This window comes from Nocardia sp. NPDC050435, assembly GCF_040655395.1.
Classification (GTDB): Bacteria; Actinomycetota; Actinomycetes; order Mycobacteriales; family Mycobacteriaceae; genus Nocardia.
In genome coordinates this window covers 153,685-173,891 of record NZ_JBFAJW010000006.1, presented here as the reverse complement: position 1 = coordinate 173,891, position 20,207 = coordinate 153,685, and the positions used below count along the sequence as shown (strand labels likewise).

Sequence of the window (20,207 nt, the reverse complement as noted above, 5' to 3'; positions counted from 1 at the left end):
ACAACAGTTCACGATGAGAAAACCGGACGATTGCGCCTGATGTCAAGCAGACAGCGCGCACCCGGCAACCACAACCTCAGACACGCCGAGCGACGCGGAAAGGTTGTGCAACCGCTCGCTAGAAGTGACCCGATGCGAGTAGCTTGAAAGGCGATGACCGCACTATTGGCCGAACGCGCCGCCGAAGTCGTGTCCGCAGCACAGCAATTGCTCACAAAGCGAATGGGTGCTCCGGTGAAGCTGAGCGATCCGATGGAACTCAGCGGTAGTGGTAGGACGACGGTCCTACGCGTGCGCGTTTCAGAAAACGCCTTCTCGTTGCCTCGCACCCTGATCATCAAGCAGGTGCGCGGCAACGCCGACGAGCGCAGCACCGGCGGCCTCGCCCCCGGTGTCGTCAGCATCGATTCGGCATTCCTGCGCGAAGCGGTCTCCTACCAGTTCACCACCGCGCTGAGCCGCCATCAGCGCCCCGGCGCCTACCTGGTCGCCCACAGCCTGCCCGACCGCCTGCTGATCCTCAGCGACCTCGGCGAGAATTCGCTGCTCACCCAGCAGTTGCAGTCCGGCGCCGAGCCGGCCACCCGCAACGCGCTGATGGCCTTCGCGCAGGCTCTGGGCCGCATGCACGCGGCCACGGTCGGCCGCGAGGCCGATTTCGTGGCGCTGCTGCGCCGGGTGGACGTGATGCACCGGGTCGACGGCATCGCCCAGCAGGCCGAGACGGCGATCTCCGAGGTGCCCGGGCTACTGCGCCGCGAGCTCGGTATCGAGGTGCCCGGCGAGATCGCCGAGCGCATCGTGCGCGGCAACCGGCTGTTCTCCGCCGGCCGCTTCCGCGCGTTCAGCCCGTCGGACCTGTGCCCGGACAACGTCATCCTCAACGAGGAGGGCGCCCGCTTCCTGGATTACGAGTGGGGCGGCTTCCGCGACGCCACCCTGGACATCGCCTACGCGCTGGTGTCCGCGCCCGGGTGCCTCTGCGATTTCGAGCTCTCCCGCGATCGCGCGCGGCAGATGGTGGAGGCGTGGCGCTCGGAGGTCGTCGGCGTCTGGCCCGCGCTCGCCGACGACGCGGTGCTCGCCGAACGCATCCTCGAGGCCCGGCTGATCTGGGTCTGGCTCAGCACCTACTGGTTCCTGCCGGCCGACCACGCGCGGATCGCCGCCGCCCGGGAACACGGCCTGTCGGTGCCGCGCTCGGTCGCGCTGATCAACCGCTGGGCCGCGCTCGCCGAGGACGCGCGCTGCACCGGCGACGACGTCATCGGCGATTTCGCCGACGAGGTCTCGGCGATGCTCGAGGAACGCTGGTCGGAGTAGCCGCCGGAATCATCGAACACCTCGGCCGGGCACCGCGAGACGGTGCCCGGCCGAGGTGTTCGATCGGTCAGACCACCGGGCTCGGGCGCGGCTCCAGCCGTCCGCCCGAGCGCACCGCGAACGAGGCGCCGTGCCGGACGGCGGTATTCGGGTCTTCTACGTTGAGCACGTAGAACCAGTCCATCTGGGTCTGCTCGGCGGTCACCTCGAGCACGCCGTAGCCGTGCGATTCCAGTTCCACATAGCGCATGTGGTGGTTGACGCCCTTGATCGTCTCCTCGATCGGCACCGAGGTGGTGCGCGGCGCCGACTTCATGATCTCGCCGATGCTGGAGGAGGTGACCGAGGGGACGACGAACTCCGCGCCGACCGTCGGGCCGGCCGGATAGGTCGCGGCCTCCACCGGCAGGTCCGAGGCCCAGGAGGAGTGGATGTCGCCGGTCAGGAACACCACGTCCGAGACCTGGTTGTCGGTCAGCGTGCGGAACAGCGTGCGGCGATCGGCGGTGTAGCCGTCCCACTGGTCGGCGTTGGCGGGGACGCCGGACTGCGGCACGCCCAGCGCGTCGGTGAACGCCTTGCTGGTGGCCGGGTCCAGCGGCGGGAAGACCAGCGGCGCGATCATCACCGAGGTGCCGATCAGCTTCCAGCGCACCGGGGCCGAGGCCAGGCCCGCGGTCAGCCATTCCATCTGCGCCTTGCCGGTGAGGGTGCGCGCCGGGTTGTCGACGTTGCGCCAGCCCGCGCCGGGGGTGACCTCTTCGTCGCGGTAGCTGCGCAGGTCGAGCATGGACAGCTCGGCCAGCGTGCCGAATCGCAGGCGCCGGTAGATCTGCACGTCCGCGCCGGAGCCCTTGGCGCGCACCGGCATCCATTCCAGGTACGCCTGGGCGGAGGCGGCGCGGCGGTCCGACCAGGGGCCCTGCACGGCGGGATCGTGGTGGTTCGCGCCGCCGGACCAGGAGTTGTCGGCGGACTCGTGGTCGTCCCAGGTGCAGATGAAGGGCAGCAGGGCGTGCAGCGCGGACAGGTCGGCGTCGGTCTTGTACTGGGCGTGCCGGATGCGGTAATCGGCCAGCGTGACGATCTCGTTGATCGGGTCGTGCCCGCGCACCGCGCCGCTGCGGCCGCCGTACTTGCCGCGGCCGTATTCGTAGATGTAGTCGCCCAGATGGATGATCGCGTCCAGGTCGCCGCGGGCGGCCAGGTGCCGGTAGGAGGCGAAGTAGCCGGCCTCCCAGTTCGAGCACGACACGACGCCGAAGCGCAGGCGGTCGGGGGTGTCGGCGTCGGCCGGGGCGGTGCGGGTGCGGCCGGTGGGGGAGGTCTCGCCGAGCGCGGAGAAGCGGTAGTAGTACTCGCGGCCGGGTGCCAGGCCGGTGGCGTCGATCTTGACGGTGTGGTCGGAATCGCGGGTGGCCGTGACGGTTCCGGAGCCGGCCAGGGTGCCGAAGCCCTCGTCGGTCGCGATCTCCCAGCGCACGGGGGTCGCGGGGCCGATGCCGGAGCCGGGGGTGGCGTCCTCGGCGACGGTGGCCCGGGTCCAGAGGACGACGGCGGTGGGGAGTGGGTCGCCGGAGGCTACGCCGTGCCGGAATACCGCGCCCTGGGCGCGGGCCGGACCGGCGAGCAGCGTGGTCGCGGCGGCCGCGGCGGCGCTGCCTTTCAGCAGTGTCCGCCGACCCATCGATCCCCGCGCGCGGGCGGAATCTGAAACAACCATGTTTTCGGCCACGTCTATTGATCTCAGTCGATCCCGGGCCGTCAGGCAAGTTGAAACACCTCGATATTGGTCGAGTGTCCAGTTTTGTGCGGATGTTCGCGCTCGGTTCACGTCGCGTTGGCCCGCGCCGCGACGCGTGCGAAGTTGTCGGAGGTGCGCGGTACGGTCGCAGACATGACCGCGCGCATCTTCTCTCCGCCTGCCCCGAGGCAGGCGCGGGCATGACCGATGGGCTGTTCGACGTGCCCGGGCAGGCGCCGGGGGAGTCGGATGGGCGGGGCCGCGTCGAGTTCCGCGGCGCCGGTGATTCCGTCCCGCTGGCGGTGCGCATGCGCCCGGCGTCGCTGGAAGAGGTTGTCGGCCAGCGGCATCTGCTCGGTCCCGGGTCGCCGCTGCGGCGGCTGGTGGAGGGGTCCGGTGCGGCCTCGGTGCTGCTCTACGGTCCGCCCGGCACCGGCAAGACCACCCTCGCCTCGCTGATCTCGCAGGCCACCGGCCGCCGGTTCGAAGCGCTCTCGGCGCTGTCGGCGGGCGTGAAGGAGGTGCGCGCGGTCATCGATCTGGCGCGCCGCCGGCTGACCGTCGGCGAGCAGACGGTGCTGTTCATCGACGAGGTGCACCGCTTCTCCAAGACCCAGCAGGACGCGCTGCTCGCCGCGGTCGAGAACCGGATCGTGCTGCTGGTCGGCGCGACCACGGAGAACCCGTCGTTCTCGGTGGTCTCCCCGCTGCTGTCGCGGTCACTGGTGTTGCAGTTGCAGTCGCTCACCGACGCCGATATCCGCGAGGTGCTCCAGCGCGCGGTCGAGGATCCGCGCGGCTATGGCGGCGAGTACACCGTCACCGACGGCGCGCTGGATCACATCGTGCGGATCGCCGGCGGTGACGCCCGCCGCGCGCTCACGGCGCTCGAGGCCTCGGCCGAGTCCTCGCTCGACGGCACGGTGGACGTGGATCTGGTGGAGGCCAGCGTCGACAAGGCGGCCGTGCGCTACGACCGCGCGGGCGATCAGCACTACGACGTGGTCAGCGCCTTCATCAAGTCCATTCGCGGCTCCGACGTCGACGCCGCGCTGCACTACCTGGCCCGGATGATGAGCGCGGGTGAGGATCCCCGCTTCATCGCGCGCCGACTGGTCATCTCCGCCAGCGAGGACATCGGCATGGCCGATCCCAGCGCGCTGCAGGCCGCCGTCGCGGCCGCCCAGGTGGTGCAGCTCATCGGCATGCCCGAGGCGCAATTGACGCTGACCCACGCCACCATCCACCTGGCCACCTCGCCGAAGTCGGGCGCCGTGCCCGCCGCGCTGGGCGCGGCCATGTCCGACATCGCGGCGGGCAAGGCCGGCCTGGTCCCGCCGCACCTGCGCGACGGCCACTACGCGGGTGCGGCCAAGCTGGGCAACGCCCAGGGCTACCGGTACCCGCACGACGATCCGGACGGCGTTCTCGCCCAGCAGTATCCGCCGGACGATCTGGTCGGCCGCGATTACTACGCCCCGACCGACCACGGCAACGAACGCGAAATCGGTACGCGAGTCCAGAAGCTGCGCCGGATCGTCCGCGGCAAGTGAAGTTCGCCGGTTACCACATCACGCGCGGATAACGTTCTGTCCCAACGCTATTTGAGTGACGAGGGGATTCGCTCGACGGTGCGCCCGGCCCGGCGAAAGCGTGGGTGCGGAAGGGTTGCCGGGCGTAGGGTCATCCGACGTGGGTATTGCCACCGGGTCGGAGGAGGTGCGCGGTGCAGGTTCGCCCGGATCGGCCGCAGCTGTCGAAGGAGCAGGTCGAGGCGCTGGCCGTGCACGTGCCCGCCGCGCTCCGGCTCGAATTCCGGGCGGGCAAACTGGCCGTGCGCGGCGACGGCCCGCAATTGCTGATCGAGGAATTCGAGGCGCTCGCCGGGCACGCGCCCACCGCCGTGGCACTGGAGTTCCTGGACGGCGCGCTCGGCGCGAAGGTCGCCCCGGATCAGCAGTGCGTGGAGATCCGGCGCGCGCTCACCCAGCAGATTCTGCGGCAGCGCCCCGAGCTGCGCTTGTATCCGGCATTGGATCTGAAGGTGCAGGCCGATCGGGAAGGCCGGGTGCGCCCGGACGGCGTGCTCGCGCCGGACGGTTCGTTCCGGCGGCGCGCGGGCTGGGCCGAGCCCGATGAGGTGTTGCTGGTCATCGAGATCACCGCCTACGAATCCGAGACCGACCAGCGGGCGCGGGCGCACAAGACCCAGGCCTACGCCGAAGCCGGCATCCCGCTGTACCTGCTGATCGACCGCGCGGTGCGGGGCGCGTTCGTCTTCAGCCACCCGGTCAAGGGCTGGTACGCCCAGACCGCGCGCACCGAGTTCGGTCACACCATGGAACTGCCGGAGCCCGTCGGCGTCGTGCTGGAAACCGAGCCGCTGCTCGCCTGGGCCGACGGCTCCGGCCCCTGAAAAACCGGATGCGCCGTCCCGGTAGGCTGGATACCTGTGCAGACCCACGAGATCCGACGGCGATTCCTGGAACATTTCGTCCGTGCCGGCCACACCGAGGTGCCCAGCGCCCCGCTGAGCCTGGACGACCCGACCCTGCTCTTCGTGAACGCGGGCATGGTTCAGTTCAAGCCGTACTTCCTGGGTCAACAAGCAGCGCCGTACCCGCGAGCTACCAGCGTGCAGAAGTGCGTGCGCACCGGTGACATCGAGGAGGTGGGCGTCACCACCCGGCACAACACCTTCTTCCAGATGGCCGGCAACTTCTCCTTCGGCGACTACTTCAAGGAAGGCGCCATCTCCCTCGCGTGGGAGCTGCTGACCAAGTCGCAGGAAGAAGGCGGCTACGGCTTCGATCCCGAACGCCTGTGGGTCACCGCCTACAACGAGGATCCCGAGGCCGCCGAGATCTGGCGCACCAAGATCGGCATCCCGGCCGAGCGCATCCAGTTCCGGGACGGCGAGGACAACTACTGGGACATGGGCGTGCCCGGCCCGGGCGGCCCGTGCTCGGAGATCTACTTCGACCGCGGCCCGGAGCACGGCAAGGATGGTGGCCCGGTCGCCGACGAGGACCGCTACCTGGAGATCTGGAACCTGGTCTTCATGCAGGACATCCGCGGTGATCTCAGCCCCAAGAAGGGCCACCCGCCGATCGGTTCGCTGCCGAAGAAGAACATCGACACCGGCATGGGCGTCGAGCGGGTCGCGATGTTGCTGCAGGGCGTGGACAACGTCTACGAGACCGATCTGCTGCGCCCGATCATCGCCAAGGCCGAAGAGCTCACCGGTAGCTCCTACGGCGTCGACGCCGAGGGTGACCGGCGCTTCCGCGTCATCGCCGACCACGCCCGCAGCGGCGCCATGCTGATCGCCGACGGCATCAACCCCGGCAACGACGGCCGCGGCTACGTGCTGCGCCGCCTGCTGCGCCGGATCGTGCGCTCGGCCCGCCTGCTCGGCGCGGACAAGCCGGTGATCGGCGAGTTCATGAAGACGGTCAGCGATCTGATGGCGCCGTCCTACCCGGAACTCGGCGCCGACTTCGAGCGCATCAGGGATGTCGCGGTCGCCGAGGAAGCCGCGTTCCTCAAGACGCTCAACACCGGCTCCAAGCTGTTCTCCGACGCCGTCGACGAGGTCGAGGCCAAGGGCGGCAAGACGATTCCGGGCAACGCCGCGTTCAAGCTGCACGACACCTACGGTTTCCCGATCGAGCTGACCCTCGAAATGGCTTCCGAGGCCGGGCTTTCCGTCGACGAGGCCGGTTTCCGCTCATTGATGGCCGAGCAGGTCGCCATGGCCAAGGCCGACGCGCAGGCCCGCAAGCACGGGCACGCCGACCTGTCGATCTACAAGGAATTGGTCGACCGCGGCGAGACCGAGTTCACCGGCTTCGACGAATTGACCTCCGAGGCCACGGTGCTCGCGCTGATCGCCGACGGCGTGCGTGTCCCGGTCGCCACCGCGGGCCAGGACGTCGAGGTCATCCTGGACCGCAGCCCGCTCTACGCCGAGTCGGGCGGTCAGATCGCCGACCGCGGTTCGATCACCGCCTCGGGCCTGAAGCTGACCGTCAACGACGTGCAGAAGATCGCCAAGAAGCTGTGGGTGCACAAGACCACGGTGGAGCAGGGCCAGATCACCGAGGGCGATGTCGTGCTGGCGCAGGCGGATCCGGCCTGGCGCCGGGGCGCCACCCAGGGCCACTCCGGCACCCACATGGTGCACGCCGCGCTGCGCCAGATCCTCGGCCCGAACGCCGTGCAGGCGGGCTCGATGAACAAGCCGGGCTACCTGCGCTTCGACTTCAACTGGACGGGCCAGCTCTCGGAGAACCAGAAGGCCGACATCGAGGCCGTCTCCAATGACGCTGTGGGAGCGGACTTCCCGGTCAACACCTTCGTCACCGACCTGACCAAGGCCAAGGAGATGGGCGCGATGGCGCTCTTCGGCGAGAACTACGGCGACGAGGTGCGCGTCGTGGAGATCGGCGGCCCGTTCTCGATGGAGCTCTGCGGCGGCACCCACGTGCAGCACTCTTCGCAGATCGGCCCGATCACCCTGCTCGGCGAGTCGGCCATCGGTTCCGGCAAGCGTCGCGTGGAGGCCTTCGTGGGCCTGGATTCCTACAAGTACCTGGCCAAGGAGCGCGCGCTGCTGGCCGGCGTCGCGTCGTCGCTGAAGGTGCCCTCGGAGGAGGTGCCCGGCCGCGTCGAGCAGCTGGTGGAGCGGCTCAAGGTCGCCGAAAAGGAGCTCGAGCGCACCAAGATGGCCGCGGTGCTGGCCTCGGTGTCGACCTTCGTCGAGCAGGCCGAGCGGATCGGCGGCGTGCTGCTGGTCGCGGTGGCCGCGCCCGAGGGCGTCGGCGGCGGTGACCTGCGCACGCTGGCCACCGACATCCGCGGCCGCTTCGGTACCGAGCCCGCGATCGTGGTGCTGCTCGGCAACGCCGAGGGCAAGGTGCCGTTCGTGGTGACGGTCAACAAGCCCGCCCAGGATCTCGGCTTCAAGGCCGGTGAGCTGGTGGGCGCGTTCGGTCCCAGCATCGCGGGGCGCGGCGGCGGCAAGCCGGAGATGGCGCAGGGCGCCGGTTCGGATCCCTCGGGCATCACCACCGGTCTAGCGGCGGTCCGGGCGCGGGTGGCCGAACTGGCCTCCTGATGACAGCAGAGTCTTCACATTCCGAATTGCCCGAGGGGGGTCACCGGCCGGATCCGGCGACCGACCCCGGGCGGGGCCGGCGCATCGCGATCGATGTCGGCAGTGTGCGCGTCGGCGTGGCGTCAAGTGACCCTGACGGCATTCTCGCGACACCCGTCGAGACGGTCGCGCGCGCGAAATCCGGTGCGCGCGGGGGCGGTCCGCCGGCCGACATCGCCAGGATTGCCGAAATTGTGCGCGAGTACGAGGCGGTGGAGGTTATTGTCGGCCTGCCACGGACATTGCGCGGGGAGAAGGGCACCGCGGCGGGGCTGGCCGTGGCATTCGCCAAGCGTTTGCAGGCCAGCATCGCCCCGGTGCCGATCAGGCTTTCCGACGAACGTTTGACTACGGTGTCAGCTGCACGTGCATTGCGGGACAGCGGAGTACGCACGCGTGGTCAGCGCCAAGTAATCGATCAGGCGGCGGCCGTGTCGATCCTGCAAGGATGGTTGGACGAACGGAGTGCGGTGTTGAGGTCGGGCGAAGAGGAACGTGGTGCGTCGTCGGAGGGCGATGCATGACGGATCGATGGGCGCGGGCCGAGGAACGCTTCCGGCAGCGCGAGGCTGATCGCCGCTACAAGCGTGACGACCGGGCGTGGGCCGCCGAGCCCCGCGGGCGCGCGGCGACCGGATCGAACCCCGATGCCTGGGACGACTATGACGACGACACCACCGTCATCCCGCGTTACACCGACGACGAACCGTTCTACGACGGCCCCGCGCTCTACGACCGCAAAGACCCCGACTACGACGGGTACGACGCCGACGGCGAGTACGACGCCGACTACGACGACGATCCCGAACCGCCGCCGCCGCCGAAGCGGGCCAAGACCGCGGGCGGCCGCGCGGCGGGCAAGGGCAAGGCCGGCCGGGCGCCGAAATCGGGGCGCGGCCGGCGCTCGCGCGCGGCGTCGCGCAAGGCGGCCGAGCGCAAACGCCGCCGCCGCAACCTGTGGATCATCGGCGGCGTCTTCGTCGTCCTGTTCGTCGGCGCGGCCGGATTCGCGGCGATGCAGTTCGCCAAATCCTTCGGCCCGCCGCCGGATTACACCGGCGCCGGCGGTCCGCTGGTCGTGGTGCAGGTGCATCCCGGCGACACCGCCACCCAGATCGCGGACACCATGCTGGAGAAGGGCGTGGTCAAGAGCAGTTCCGCGTTCTACCAGGCGGCCATGCGCAACGCGAACATGACCTCGGTGCAGCCGGGCTTCTACGCGATCCCGAGCGAGAGTCCCGCCGCGCTGGCGGTCACCACGCTGGTCGGAAAGACTTCGCGGGTCGGCAATCTCGTCGTCGCCGAGGGGCGGCTGCTGCACGATCAGCACGACGTGAAGACCGGCGCACAGACCGAGGGCCTGTACACCAAGATCTCCGCCGCCAGCTGCATCGGCATGGCGGCCCAGCAGAAGTGCGTCAGCGCGGAGTCCCTCGCCGCCGCCGGCGCGAGCACCGATCTGGCCGCGCTGGGCGTGCCGTCCTGGGCCATCGACTCCGTGCGTGCGGCCCCCGACCGCACCCGGCAGTTGGACGGCCTGTTCGCCGCCGGCACTTGGGATTTCGATCCGAGCGGCACACCGCAGCAGATCCTGCGGCAGCTGATCACGCAGAGCGCGGCCAGCTACGAGCAGACCGGCCTGCTGCAATCCGGCGCGGAGACCAAGCTGACCCCCTACCAGACGCTCATCGCCGCGTCCCTGGTCGAGCGGGAGGCGTCGCCGGAGGATCGGGCGAAGGTCGCGCGGGTCATCCTGAACCGGTTGAAGATCGACATGCCCCTGCAGTTCGACTCGACGGTGAACTACGCGCTCGACACCACCGAGCTCGCGACCACCGACGAGGACCGCGAGACCAAGACGCCGTGGAACACCTACGCGATGGCCGGCCTGCCGGCGAATCCGATCGCCGCGCCGTCGCTGGACGCGTTGCGCGCCATGGAGAAGCCGGAAGCGGGCGACTGGGTGTACTTCGTGACGATCGATTCCAAGGGCACCACGCTGTTCACCGCCAGTTACGCCGAGCACCTGCGCAATATCCGCAAGGCGCAGGAGAGCGGGATCCTCGACAGTGGACGCTGAGGTACGCAAGGCCGCGGTCCTCGGGCAGCCGATCGCGCATTCCCGCTCGCCGCAGTTGCACCTGGCCGCCTACCGCGCGCTCGGCCTGCCGTGGACCTACGAGCGGATCGAATGCTCCGCCGAGCAGCTGCCCGGCCTGGTGGACGGGCTGGGTCCGGAGTGGGTCGGCCTGTCGGTGACGATGCCCGGCAAGGAAGCCGCGCTCGCCTACGCGGCCGAGCGCACCGAGCGGGCCGTGCTGGTGGGTTCCGCGAACACCCTGCTGCGCACGCCCGGCGGCTGGCGCGCGGACTGCACCGATGTCGACGGGGTGCTGGGCGCGCTGCGCGGCGGAGGCGTCGGCACGATCAGCGCGGGCGTGGTGCTCGGCGCGGGCGGCACGGCGCGCCCGGCGTTACTGGCGCTGTCCGAGCTCGGCGCGAAATCGGTGACGGTGCTGGCTCGGGACGCCGGAAGAGCCCGCGGCGCACTGGAACTCGCCGAGCGGCTCGGCATGACGGCCGCGGTCGCCGGGTTCGATCCCGAGGCCGTGCGCGCCGCGTGCGCGAGCGCGGGGGCCGTCGTGAGCACCATTCCGTCCGGTGCGGCCGCGGTCGTCGCCGACGCGGTGGCCGTCGCGCCGGTGGTGCTCGACGCGATCTACAACCCGTGGCCGACCCCGCTCGCCGAGGCCGTCGAGCGGGCGGGGCACACCGTGGTCAGCGGGTTGCAGATGCTGCTGAATCAGGCGTACGGCCAGGTGGAGCAGTTCACCGGGCGGCCCGCGCCGCGCGCGGAGATGGCCGCGGCCCTCGACGACTGAGCGCATTGCGAAATTTCTAGCACCGGTTCTAGTTAGGTTTCGTCTAGCTGCGGGTTATGGTGTTGGCCATGACTGGTTGGGTGATGCGGGCCGTGCTGCTCGGTGGGCTGGTGGTCGCCATGCGCACCCTGCTCGGGCTCGCGATGGTGTACTGGCCGACGCAGGGTTCGTGGCTGCGCATGCTGTGCCTGGCGGCGCTGATCGCCGTCGTCGTGGCCTGGGGCGTGCTCGACGGACGCAAGGACCGCGAAGTGCATCCCGACCCGGAGCACGGCTCCGACCTGACCATCGTGTGGCTGAAGGCGGCCGTGGCGGGCGGGCTCGGCATGGGCCTGGTGTCCTGGCTGCTCGATTTCCTGCCGCGTTTCGACCTCGGCGACAACCCGCTGCTGTTCGAGATGACGGCGGCCGCGTCGTTCATCGTGCTGCTGATCTTCCTGCCCGGCCTGGCCGGAGTGGGCATCGGGCGCATGGTCGCGGAGCGGCGGTTGGAGAAGGCGCGGAATTCGGCGGCGCGCGAGCACGCGGGTACCGCTGCCTGAAGGTGAACTCGGCCCCGTGCGAGCTAGTTCGCGGCGTGGCGACACGAAAGGCCCGGCCTCCCTTATGTGGCGGCCGGGGCTTTCGTTGTCGCGGTGGGGGTTACAGCAGGATCGCGCCGCCGGACGGGCTGTCCTCGCGGGCGATGGCCGAGTACGCGGCGGCCAGCAGCGCCGGGTCCGGGCCCTCCAGGCGGCCGGGCTTGGCCAGGCCGTCCAGCACCACGAAGCGCAGCACGCCGGAGCGGGTCTTCTTGTCGGTCTGCATGGCGTCGAGCAGCTGGGGGAGCGCGTCGGCGTCGTAGGTGGTCGGCAGGCCGACACTGGCCAGCACGCTGCGGTGCCGGTCGGCGGTCGCGTCGTCGAGACGACCGGCCAGCCTGCCCAGCTCCGCCGCGAACACCAGGCCCACCGCGACCGCCGCGCCGTGCCGCCAGCGGTAGCGCTCGCGGCGCTCGATGGCGTGGCCCAGGGTGTGGCCGTAGTTGAGGATCTCGCGCAGGCTGGATTCCTTGAGGTCGGCGGCGACCACGTCGGCCTTCACCTGAACGGCGCGGCGGATCAGTTCCGGCAGCACGTCACCGGTCGGGTCCAGCGCGGCCTCCGGGTCGCGTTCCACCAGATCCAGGATGACCGGGTCGGCGATGAAACCGGCCTTGAGGATCTCGGCCATGCCCGCGACGATCTCGTTGCGCGGCACCGTTTCCAGCGTCGCCAGGTCCACCAGCACCGCGGCGGGCTCGTGGAAGCTGCCCACCAGGTTCTTGCCGGCCTCGGTGTTGATGCCGGTCTTGCCGCCGACGGCCGCGTCCACCATGGCCAGCAGCGTGGTCGGCACGTGCACGATGTTCACGCCGCGCATCCAGGTGGCGGCGACGAAACCGGCCAGGTCGGTGGCGGCGCCGCCGCCCAGGCTCACCACGACGTCGTTGCGGGTCAGCCCGATGCGCCCCAGCACTTCCCAGCAGAAACCGGCGACCTGCAGGTCCTTGCCGGCCTCGGCATCGGGGATCTCGATCCGGTGCGCGTCGAGCCCGGTGTCGGCCAGGGCTTTGCGCACCGCCTCGGCCGTCTCGGCCAGTGGCGGCTGATAGAAGATCGCCACGGTGCGCACCCCGTTGGTCGCCGTGCGCACCGATTCGACGAGCTCACCGAGCAACCCGCGCCCGATGATCACCGAATACGGGTCGGCCGTGCGTACCTCGATACGGGTCGGCTCACTCACGTTGTCTGCTCCGATTCTGTTCGTGCCGAAGGCTCTTGATCTCGCATACGCGCGCGACGAGCACGCGCCCGCCGAGCGCGCCCACTCGAACTTGGTCTACCACTGGACTGTCCACCGGCATTCGCCGCCGGCTCCGCCGCGCCGCTACCACTCTGCTGCCCCGAACGCACCTCGCCACCGGCCGAGTCCGCCGCCGAACCGCTCGGCGTGCGGGCGGCGGGAGCGCCTGCGGCCCGGCGGGCGCGCCGGGGACGGCGGCCGGGCGACGCGTCCGCACCCTGCTCGTGTGGAGGGGCGGCCGGTCGCTGCCCGCGCTGTGCGGCCGGGGTCGCGAAATCCACTTGGTTATGGGATGTTTCGGGTCGATCAGCGGCCGCCTGGGTGTGGGGCGATCGCGGGCGGTCGGCGTTCGGCCGATCGTTGGACGGACGGCGGGTGGTGTCCGTCGGGTTCGAGCGCCTGCCTGCCCGGCCGGCGCGATGGTCCGGTCGCGCAAGGCTGTTCGAGTCGCCCGCGCCCGACGGTCGCCCAGTGGTAGAGGTACCGCCGGATAAGTCACCGCCCGGATCGGCGGGCGTTCGCCTGCCACCTCGGCGTCGGCCACGACGCCGGGCATGCCTGTCGTTCTCGGTGCTGGATGCGGCTGAGCTGCCCGATGTTTCGGCAGCACCGAGCCCGGTGTGAACGTCAGGTTCGGAGTTGGGGCCGCCAGTGGTGCCAGGACCGCGCGTTTCACTGCCGCTGCCACTGCCGCCGCCGCTGCTGGCGCCGCCGCCACTGCCACTGCTGCTGCTACTGCCGCTGTTGGCGCTGCCACTGCTGCTGCGACTGCCGCTGCTGCTGCCGCTGCCACTGCTGCTGCCACTGCTGCCGCTGCTGGCGCTGTCGCCACTGCTGCTGCCGCTGCCGCCGGTGCTGCTGCCGCCGCTGCTCACGTTGTTGTTGCCGCGGCTGCTGCTGGCGTTACCTCCGGCGCGATCGCGCCGACGGCCGCCTGCGCGAGGCCCAGCGGAGTCGCGGGGATCGTTGTCGGCGGTAGTGGTATCGCCTGTTGTGTTCGCGCCGTCGGAAGCGGACGGGTTGCGACGGGCGGCGGCTGCGCGGGCTCGGGCTCGGCGGCGGGCGCGGGAGCGGCTGCTGCCGGACGGGGGTGGGGTGAGGGGGGTTTCGGGGGCGAGGGGGTCGGGGGTGGAGGGTTCGACGCCGAGTTTGGCCAGGATCATGCGCACGACGCGGCCGGGGCTGCGGCCGTCGGTGCGGACGCGGATCGAGGCGACCTCGCGGTAGAGGGGGCGGCGCTTGCGCATCAGCTCGCGGTACTTGGCCGCCGGGTCGGCGCCGTTGAGCAGCGGGCGCTGGTTGCTGGCGCCGGTGCGGCGCAGCCCCTCGGCCACACTGATTTCCAGGTAGACGACGGTGCGGTTGCGCAGCAGGGCGCGGGTCTCGGCGGACAGCACGGCGCCGCCGCCGAGCGAGACGACCCCGCGCTCGTTCTGGATGGCGCGGCGCACCACCCGCTCCTCGATCGTGCGGAACTCCGGCTCGCCGTCGGCGGCGAAGATCTCCGGGATGGTGCGACCGGTGTCGGCCTCGATCCCGGCATCGGTGTCGAACAGTTCGACACCGAGTTCCTTGGCGAGCTTGCGGCCGATCGTGGACTTTCCCGCCCCCGGCGGTCCGACCAGCACCACGCGCGGCGCGCGTGGATCGGTCTGGACGATCATTGCGCTGTCGGAATATGTGGCCGCGAACTGATCCGCTTGACGTAGCTGGTGACGTTGTCGACGGTCTCGACCAGCGAGTCACCGCCGAACTTCTCCAGCGCGGCCTGCGCGACGACCAGCGCCACCATCGCTTCGGCGACCACGCCCGCGGCGGGCACGGCGCACACATCGGAGCGCTGGTGGATCGCGACGGCTTCCTCGCCGGTGGTCATGTCGACGGTGGACAGCGCGCGCGGCACGGTGGAGATCGGCTTCATCGCGGCGCGCACCCGCAGCGGTTCGCCGTTGGTCATGCCGCCTTCCAGGCCGCCCGCGCGATTGGTGGAGCGCAGCACGCCGTCCGGGCCGGGCTTCATCTCGTCGTGGGCCTGGCTGCCGCGCCGGCGCGCCGTTTCGAAACCGTCGCCGACCTCGACGCCCTTGATCGCCTGGATGCCCATGAGCGCGGCGGCCAGCCGGGAGTCGAGGCGATCGGCGCCGCTGATGAACGAGCCGAGACCGACCGGCAGGCCCTCCACGACGACCTCGACGACGCCGCCGAGGGTGTCGCCATCTTTCTTGGCGGCCTCGATCTCGGCGATCATGGCCGCTTCGGCGTCCTTGTCGAACGCGCGGACCGGGCTCTCGTCGATGGCCGCGAGATCGGCGGCGGTGGGGACGACACCGGTGGTGTTCGCGGCCGCGCCGATGGAGACCACGTGCGAGACGACCTCGACGCCGAAGGCCTGGCGCAGGAAGTTGCGCGCCACGGTGCCGGCCGCGACGCGGGCCGCGGTCTCCCGGGCGCTGGCGCGCTCGAGCACATTGCGGGCGTCGTCGAAGTTGTACTTGAGCATGCCGGAGTAATCGGCGTGCCCGGGACGGGGCCGGGTGAGCGGCGCGTTGCGGGCCAGGTCGGCCAGTTCGGCGGGATCCACCGGGTCGGCGGACATCACGGTGGTCCACTTGGGCCACTCGGAGTTGGCGACCTCGATGGCGACCGGGCCGCCCATGGTGCGGCCGTGGCGCACGCCGCCGACCATGGTGACCTTGTCGGCCTCGAACTTCATCCGGGCGCCGCGCCCGTATCCGAGCCGCCGGCGCGCCAGCTGTGCGGAGACTTCGTCGGACGTCACTTCGACTCCCGCGACCATCCCTTCGAGGATGGTGACGAGAGCGGGACCATGGGATTCTCCGGCAGTTATCCAGCGCAACACGCCCTATATCCTTCCATGTCGGGGCCCGCCCTCCAGCATCCGGGCGGCCGTGATTACGGGCACGTGGTTATCGCACCGCGTGGGGGCGGCCGTAACCGGCCACCGCGACCGGCGGTGGTCAGGGTGGCGCGGCGAGCAGGCCGAGCAACGTGGCGGCACACATCGCGGGCCCGTGCGGCAGCGAGCGCTCGCCGGCGGGGCGCCGAATCCGGTTGGCGCACAGCAGGGCGACCCCGGCCAGCGCGGTGCCCACCGGCGCCGCGACCGCCGCCCAAACCCAGGCCTGCGCGCCGCCGAGCCCGGCGGCGGCCCCCAATCCGGCGGCCAGCTTCACATCGCCCGCGCCCAGCGCCGCGGGCGCGAGGAGATGAACCAGCAGGTACGGCCCGGCCAGCAGCAGCGCGCCCGCGACCGCCGCGCCGAATTGCGCTGTGCTCAGCGCGTATCCGAGGACGCCGAGCGCCAGCAACCCGGTGAGCGCATTCGGCAGCCGCCGCGCGCGCAGATCCCACCCGCTCAGCACCGCGCACCAGAGCGCGAACACCGTGAAAGCCGATATCGTCATGCCTTCCAGCCTCGTCCGCGGCCGCCGGAAAACAACCCCGGAACCGCTGGCTGTGGACAACTTTCACCGATGTGGACAGCCCACGTTCCGAAGCCGGGCTCAGATCAGCGGCAGGTTGGGCGGAAGTTGCATGGCGACCGCGATCAGCGAGTGCACCCGCGTGGCGATGATGTCGAGCAGGCCGTGGATCTCGGCGGGCGCGGATTCGCTGACCGTCGCCAGATTCTTCAGATCGCCATCGATGCGGGCGAGGACCTCGTTGATGTCGCGGGGACCGGCGCTGAGCGCGGCCGCGATCTCCTCCAGCGGAATGCCCTGCGATTCCAGCCGCTGGATGAGCTGGATCCGTTCCACGTCGGCGGGGCTGTAGAGGCGATAGTTGCCGGCGCTGCGCTGGGCCGGCGCGAGCAGGCCGATGGTGGTGTAGTAATCGACCGTGCGCGAGCTGACCTCGGCGCGTGCGGCCAGTTCACCGATCTTGAGCAGCGTCTCGGTCATCATGGCCTCCTTCCACGGAGACAAATACCATACAGCGGCACGTGCTACCTGGGCGCACGCCGCGATGCGCCCGACCTCCCCGAAACCATACAGTGCTGCGTGATACTGTGTGGCATGTCTGATCTCGCCAGCGTGGCAACTACGAATCTGGCATTGCTGCCAGGTTTTCTGGACCCGGTGAATCTGCTCAATTCCTTCGGCACCTGGATGCTGGTGGGTTTGCTGGCGGTGGTCTTCATCGAATCCGGACTGCTGTTCCCGTTGCTGCCGGGTGACTCTCTGCTGTTCACCGCCGGCCTGATCGCCGCCTCCAAATCCACCGAGATCGCGCCCTTCGCGCCGATCGGCGTGCTGCTGGTGCTGATCCCGATCGCCGCCATCGCCGGTGACCAGGTCGGCTATCTGATCGGCGCGAAGGGCGGCACCGCGCTGTTCAAGAACGACGACGCCCGCTTCTTCAAGAAGCGCTACATCGATGAATCGCACGCCTTCTTTCTCAAGCACGGCCCCATTACCATCGTGCTGGCCCGGTTCGTGCCGATCGTGCGTACTTTCGCGCCCGTCGTTGCGGGCGCGGCGGGCATGCGCTACCGAGTCTTCATCACCTACAACGTCATCGGCGGCGTGCTCTGGGGCACGGGCGTCACCTACCTCGGCTATCTCCTCGGTCAGATCGCCCTGGTCCGCGACAACATCGACCTCATCTTCCTGCTGATCGTCTTCGTCTCGGTGCTGCCGATCATCATCGAGATCGCCAAGCGCATGCTCGCGAGCCGCCGCGCGGCTACCGTCGAGACGGCACGTTCCGACCACTGAGAGAGGCCATGAGACGCGCATCGCGCAAACGCCGAAAACCCGTCCCGCCCCCGGCGGACCAGCCCCCGCGATCTAGCCGGGAGGTGCGGTCGTGCTGACGTTCGCGAGTCTGCTGCTCGGCATCCTCGTGGTCCTGGGCATCACGGCGCTGACCGGCTATTTCGTCGCCCAGGAATTCGCCTACATGGCCGTCGACCGGTCCCGGCTGAAGGCGGGCGCGGAAGCGGGCGACGCGGGCGCACGGCGGGCCCTGGCGGTCACCCGGCGCACCTCCTTCATGCTGTCCGGCGCGCAGCTCGGCATCACGGTCACCGGCCTGCTAGTCGGCTATGTCGCCGAACCGCTGATCGGTCGTTCGCTGGGCCGCCTGCTCGGCGGCGTGGGTGTGCCGACGGCCGTCGGCGTCGCGGTGGGAACGGTGCTGGCCATCGCGTTCTCCACCGTCGTGCAGATGCTCTTCGGCGAGTTGTTCCCGAAGAATCTCGCTATCGCCCGCCCGGAGCCGGTGGCCCGATGGCTGGCCCGCTCCACGACGTTGTATCTGACCGTCTTCGGCTGGCTGATCCGGCTGTTCGACCAGTCCTCGAATGTGTTGCTGCGCCTGCTGCGGATCGAGCCGGTGCACGATGTCGAGCACTCGGCCACAGCGCGCGACCTCGAGCACATCGTCGCCGCCTCGCGGGCGGCCGGTGAGCTGCCGCGCGAACTGTCCACGCTGCTCGATCGCATCCTGGACTTTCCGGCCGGGACAGCGGCGCACGCCATGATTCCCCGTTCGCGCGTGGACGTCGTGCACGTCGATGACGGGGTCGACGCGGTCCTGGCCCGGATGGGAACCGGGCACACCCGCTATCCGGTCGTCGGATCGAGCAGTGACGACCTGCGCGGTGTCATCCACCTGCACGATCTGCTCGGCGGCGCGCCGGCGGGCGTCGCGGGCGATCGGCTCCGGCCCGCGGTGCTGGTGCCGGAATCGTTGCCGCTGCCCGAGGTGGTCGCCGCGCTGAGCGCCGCCGACGAGGAGATGGCGCTGGTGGTGGACGAGTACGGCGGTTTCGCCGGCATCGTCACCGTCGAGGACATCGCCGAGGAACTCGTCGGTGAGATCGCCGACGAACACGATCAGAACGCCGAGGCGGAGATTGTGCGTTCGGGCGCGGGCTGGCTGATCGCCGGTGACGTCCACCTCGACGAGATCGAACGCCGCCTGGAGGTGCGCCTGCCCGCAGGCGGCTACGAGACCCTGGCCGGGTTGGTGATCGCCGAGTTCGGCGGTCTGCCCGAGCCCGGCGACGAGGTATCGATCACCCTGCCGCGCAACGGTTCCGACTACGCGACCGACCTGCCACCGCGGGGTCGTACTCTGACCGCGCGGGTCCGCACGGTAGCCCGGCATGTCCCCGCCGCGGTGTTCGTCACCGTGCACACCGAGTCGGAGGCGGACGCCGATGAGTAATCCGTGGACGATTCTCGCGATCACCGTCATGCTGATCGCGGCCAGCGCGTTCTTCGTGGCGGTGGAGTTCGCGCTGATCGCCGCGCGGCGGCACCGGCTCGAGGACGCGGCCCCGGCCAGCCGCGCGGCGCGTGCGGCGCTGCGCAGTTCCGCGGAGCTGTCGGTGCTGCTGGCCGGTTCCCAGCTCGGCATCACGGTGTGCACGCTGGCGCTGGGCGCGATCACCAAACCCGCTGTGCACCACTGGTTGACGCCCGCGCTCGAGCGCCTCGGCGCACCGCTCGGACTCGCTGACGTCGCCGGTTTCGTGCTCGCGCTGATCGTGGTGACGTTCCTGCACCTGGTGGTGGGGGAGATGGCGCCCAAGTCCTGGGCCATCGCCCACCCGGAGCGATCGGCGACGCTGCTGGCACTGCCGATGCGCGCGTTCATGTGGTTGACGCGCCCGTTGCTGACCGCGCTGAACCAGATGGCGAACTGGTGCCTGCACAAGGTCGGGGTGACGCCGGTCGACGAGGTCGAGGCCGGGCAGGACCCGGCCGCGCTGCGGCATCTGGTCGAGCATTCCGCCACCGTGGGCACGCTCGACGAGCGTTACCACGGCAACTTGATCAGCGCGCTGGAGCTGGAACGCCTCACCGTCGGTGATCTGGTGCATCCCGATGCCGCGCCGAGCGCTGTCGCGTCGGGCGCGGGCCCGGCCGAGATCCAGGCGGTCTCGCGGGCCAGCGGTCATCTGCGCCTGCTGATCCGTGACGGGGACGAGATCGGCGGCATGGTGCATGTGCGCGACAGTCTCACCGCACGGCCGGGCGCTACGGCCTGGGAGCTGGCACGACCGGTGCTGCGCATGGCGACGGACCTGCCGGTGTACGAGGCGCTGCGCACGATGCGGTCGGCGCGGCGGCACCTGGTGGTCGTCACCGAGGCGGGAACGGGCCGGCTGGTGGGCCTGCTGACGATCACCGATGTGCTGCGACGTCTGTTGCCGGGCGGCCCCGCCGACCTCCGATGAGGTCGGCCCGGCAAACCATACAGTGGCACGTGATACTGTGAAAAGGGACGGTTCGGACTGTCCCGC

Annotated in this window: 16 protein-coding genes and 1 pseudogene; 11 read left to right on the top strand and 6 right to left on the bottom strand. The window is 70.3% G+C overall.

The features are described 5' to 3' along the window. Positions 1-153: 153 nt before the first annotated feature. Positions 154-1,323, top strand: a complete 1,170-nt coding sequence (locus tag AB0I43_RS20130; protein ID WP_356978236.1) for a kinase — start codon at positions 154-156, stop codon at positions 1,321-1,323. A gap of 67 nt (positions 1,324-1,390) precedes the next feature. On the opposite strand, the gene AB0I43_RS20125 is transcribed toward AB0I43_RS20130, so the two are convergent. After that, a complete protein-coding gene (locus AB0I43_RS20125; protein WP_356978234.1) occupies positions 1,391-3,010 on the bottom strand; it encodes an alkaline phosphatase D family protein in 1,620 nt (539 codons plus the stop codon). Between the two features lie 257 nt (positions 3,011-3,267). On the opposite strand from AB0I43_RS20125, the gene AB0I43_RS20120 reads away from it, so the two are divergent. The 7 genes from AB0I43_RS20120 (at position 3,268) to AB0I43_RS20090 (ending at position 11,649) form a co-directional block, all read left to right on the top strand. Beyond that, positions 3,268-4,620 carry a replication-associated recombination protein A gene (locus AB0I43_RS20120; protein WP_356978232.1) on the top strand — a complete coding sequence of 451 codons (1,353 nt, stop codon included), beginning with the start codon at positions 3,268-3,270 and terminating at the stop codon, positions 4,618-4,620. A gap of 173 nt (positions 4,621-4,793) precedes the next feature. Beyond that, entirely contained in the window at positions 4,794-5,483 is a 690-nt protein-coding gene (locus AB0I43_RS20115) for a Uma2 family endonuclease (protein ID WP_356978230.1), read from the top strand. Positions 5,484-5,519: 36 nt separating this feature from the next. After that, positions 5,520-8,186, top strand: a complete 2,667-nt coding sequence (gene alaS, locus AB0I43_RS20110; protein ID WP_356978228.1) for an alanine--tRNA ligase — start codon at positions 5,520-5,522, stop codon at positions 8,184-8,186. Then, the gene (gene ruvX / locus AB0I43_RS20105) at positions 8,186-8,749 is read left to right on the top strand and encodes a Holliday junction resolvase RuvX (RefSeq protein WP_356978227.1); all 564 of its coding nucleotides are present in this window, start codon (positions 8,186-8,188) and stop codon (positions 8,747-8,749) included. The genes alaS and ruvX overlap by 1 nt, the downstream gene beginning before the upstream one ends. Then, positions 8,746-10,305, top strand: a complete 1,560-nt coding sequence (gene mltG / locus AB0I43_RS20100) for an endolytic transglycosylase MltG (RefSeq protein ID WP_356978226.1) — start codon at positions 8,746-8,748, stop codon at positions 10,303-10,305. The genes ruvX and mltG overlap by 4 nt, the downstream gene beginning before the upstream one ends. After that, on the top strand, positions 10,295-11,107 hold the full coding sequence (locus AB0I43_RS20095) for a shikimate dehydrogenase (protein ID WP_356978224.1): 813 nt from the start codon (positions 10,295-10,297) through the stop codon (positions 11,105-11,107). The genes mltG and AB0I43_RS20095 overlap by 11 nt, the downstream gene beginning before the upstream one ends. 68 nt (positions 11,108-11,175) lie before the next feature. Continuing rightward, positions 11,176-11,649 (top strand): B-4DMT family transporter, encoded by a 474-nt coding sequence (locus tag AB0I43_RS20090; protein ID WP_356978223.1) that lies wholly within the window; start codon positions 11,176-11,178, stop codon positions 11,647-11,649. Between the two features lie 100 nt (positions 11,650-11,749). On the opposite strand, the gene aroB is transcribed toward AB0I43_RS20090, so the two are convergent. The 5 genes and pseudogenes from aroB to AB0I43_RS20065 all read right to left on the bottom strand — a co-directional run bounded on the left by aroB (position 11,750) and on the right by AB0I43_RS20065 (position 16,854). Beyond that, positions 11,750-12,871, bottom strand: coding sequence for a 3-dehydroquinate synthase (aroB, locus tag AB0I43_RS20085; RefSeq protein WP_356978222.1), 1,122 nt, complete (start codon positions 12,869-12,871; stop codon positions 11,750-11,752). Between the two features lie 1,205 nt (positions 12,872-14,076). Continuing rightward, positions 14,077-14,595, bottom strand: a pseudogene (locus tag AB0I43_RS20080) (shikimate kinase); the annotation flags it as partial. Then, positions 14,592-15,791 carry a chorismate synthase gene (gene aroC, locus AB0I43_RS20075; protein WP_356978220.1) on the bottom strand — a complete coding sequence of 400 codons (1,200 nt, stop codon included), beginning with the start codon at positions 15,789-15,791 and terminating at the stop codon, positions 14,592-14,594. The pseudogene AB0I43_RS20080 and the gene aroC, both read right to left, overlap by 4 nt. A gap of 118 nt (positions 15,792-15,909) precedes the next feature. After that, on the bottom strand, positions 15,910-16,356 hold the full coding sequence (locus tag AB0I43_RS20070; RefSeq protein WP_356978218.1) for a prepilin peptidase: 447 nt from the start codon (positions 16,354-16,356) through the stop codon (positions 15,910-15,912). A gap of 99 nt (positions 16,357-16,455) precedes the next feature. Next, positions 16,456-16,854: a MerR family transcriptional regulator gene (locus tag AB0I43_RS20065; protein ID WP_356978217.1), complete on the bottom strand. Its 399-nt coding sequence runs from the start codon at positions 16,852-16,854 to the stop codon at positions 16,456-16,458. A gap of 114 nt (positions 16,855-16,968) precedes the next feature. Here AB0I43_RS20065 and AB0I43_RS20060 point away from each other — a divergent pair, with 114 nt between their 5' ends. The 3 genes from AB0I43_RS20060 (at position 16,969) to AB0I43_RS20050 (ending at position 20,141) form a co-directional block, all read left to right on the top strand. After that, positions 16,969-17,670: a VTT domain-containing protein gene (locus AB0I43_RS20060; protein WP_356978215.1), complete on the top strand. Its 702-nt coding sequence runs from the start codon at positions 16,969-16,971 to the stop codon at positions 17,668-17,670. 91 nt (positions 17,671-17,761) lie between these two features. Then, entirely contained in the window at positions 17,762-19,126 is a 1,365-nt protein-coding gene (locus tag AB0I43_RS20055) for a hemolysin family protein (protein WP_356978213.1), read from the top strand. Continuing rightward, positions 19,119-20,141: a hemolysin family protein gene (locus tag AB0I43_RS20050; RefSeq protein ID WP_356978212.1), complete on the top strand. Its 1,023-nt coding sequence runs from the start codon at positions 19,119-19,121 to the stop codon at positions 20,139-20,141. Before AB0I43_RS20055 ends, AB0I43_RS20050 begins: the two co-directional genes overlap by 8 nt. The last annotated feature ends 66 nt before the right edge of the window (positions 20,142-20,207 follow it).

What these genes read in the sequence shown, in the direction of transcription:
- AB0I43_RS20130 (WP_356978236.1), top strand. Translation starts at nt 154, where the DNA reads ATGACCGCACTATTGGCCGAACGCGCCGCCGAAGTCGTGTCCGCAGCA.
- AB0I43_RS20125 (WP_356978234.1), bottom strand. Translation starts at nt 3,010, where the DNA reads ATGGGTCGGCGGACACTGCTGAAAGGCAGCGCCGCCGCGGCCGCCGCG.
- AB0I43_RS20120 (WP_356978232.1), top strand. Translation starts at nt 3,268, where the DNA reads ATGACCGATGGGCTGTTCGACGTGCCCGGGCAGGCGCCGGGGGAGTCG.
- ruvX (WP_356978227.1), top strand. Translation starts at nt 8,186, where the DNA reads ATGACAGCAGAGTCTTCACATTCCGAATTGCCCGAGGGGGGTCACCGG.
- mltG (WP_356978226.1), top strand. Translation starts at nt 8,746, where the DNA reads ATGACGGATCGATGGGCGCGGGCCGAGGAACGCTTCCGGCAGCGCGAG.
- AB0I43_RS20090 (WP_356978223.1), top strand. Translation starts at nt 11,176, where the DNA reads ATGACTGGTTGGGTGATGCGGGCCGTGCTGCTCGGTGGGCTGGTGGTC.
- AB0I43_RS20070 (WP_356978218.1), bottom strand. Translation starts at nt 16,356, where the DNA reads ATGACGATATCGGCTTTCACGGTGTTCGCGCTCTGGTGCGCGGTGCTG.
- AB0I43_RS20065 (WP_356978217.1), bottom strand. Translation starts at nt 16,854, where the DNA reads ATGACCGAGACGCTGCTCAAGATCGGTGAACTGGCCGCACGCGCCGAG.
- AB0I43_RS20060 (WP_356978215.1), top strand. Translation starts at nt 16,969, where the DNA reads ATGTCTGATCTCGCCAGCGTGGCAACTACGAATCTGGCATTGCTGCCA.
- AB0I43_RS20050 (WP_356978212.1), top strand. Translation starts at nt 19,119, where the DNA reads ATGAGTAATCCGTGGACGATTCTCGCGATCACCGTCATGCTGATCGCG.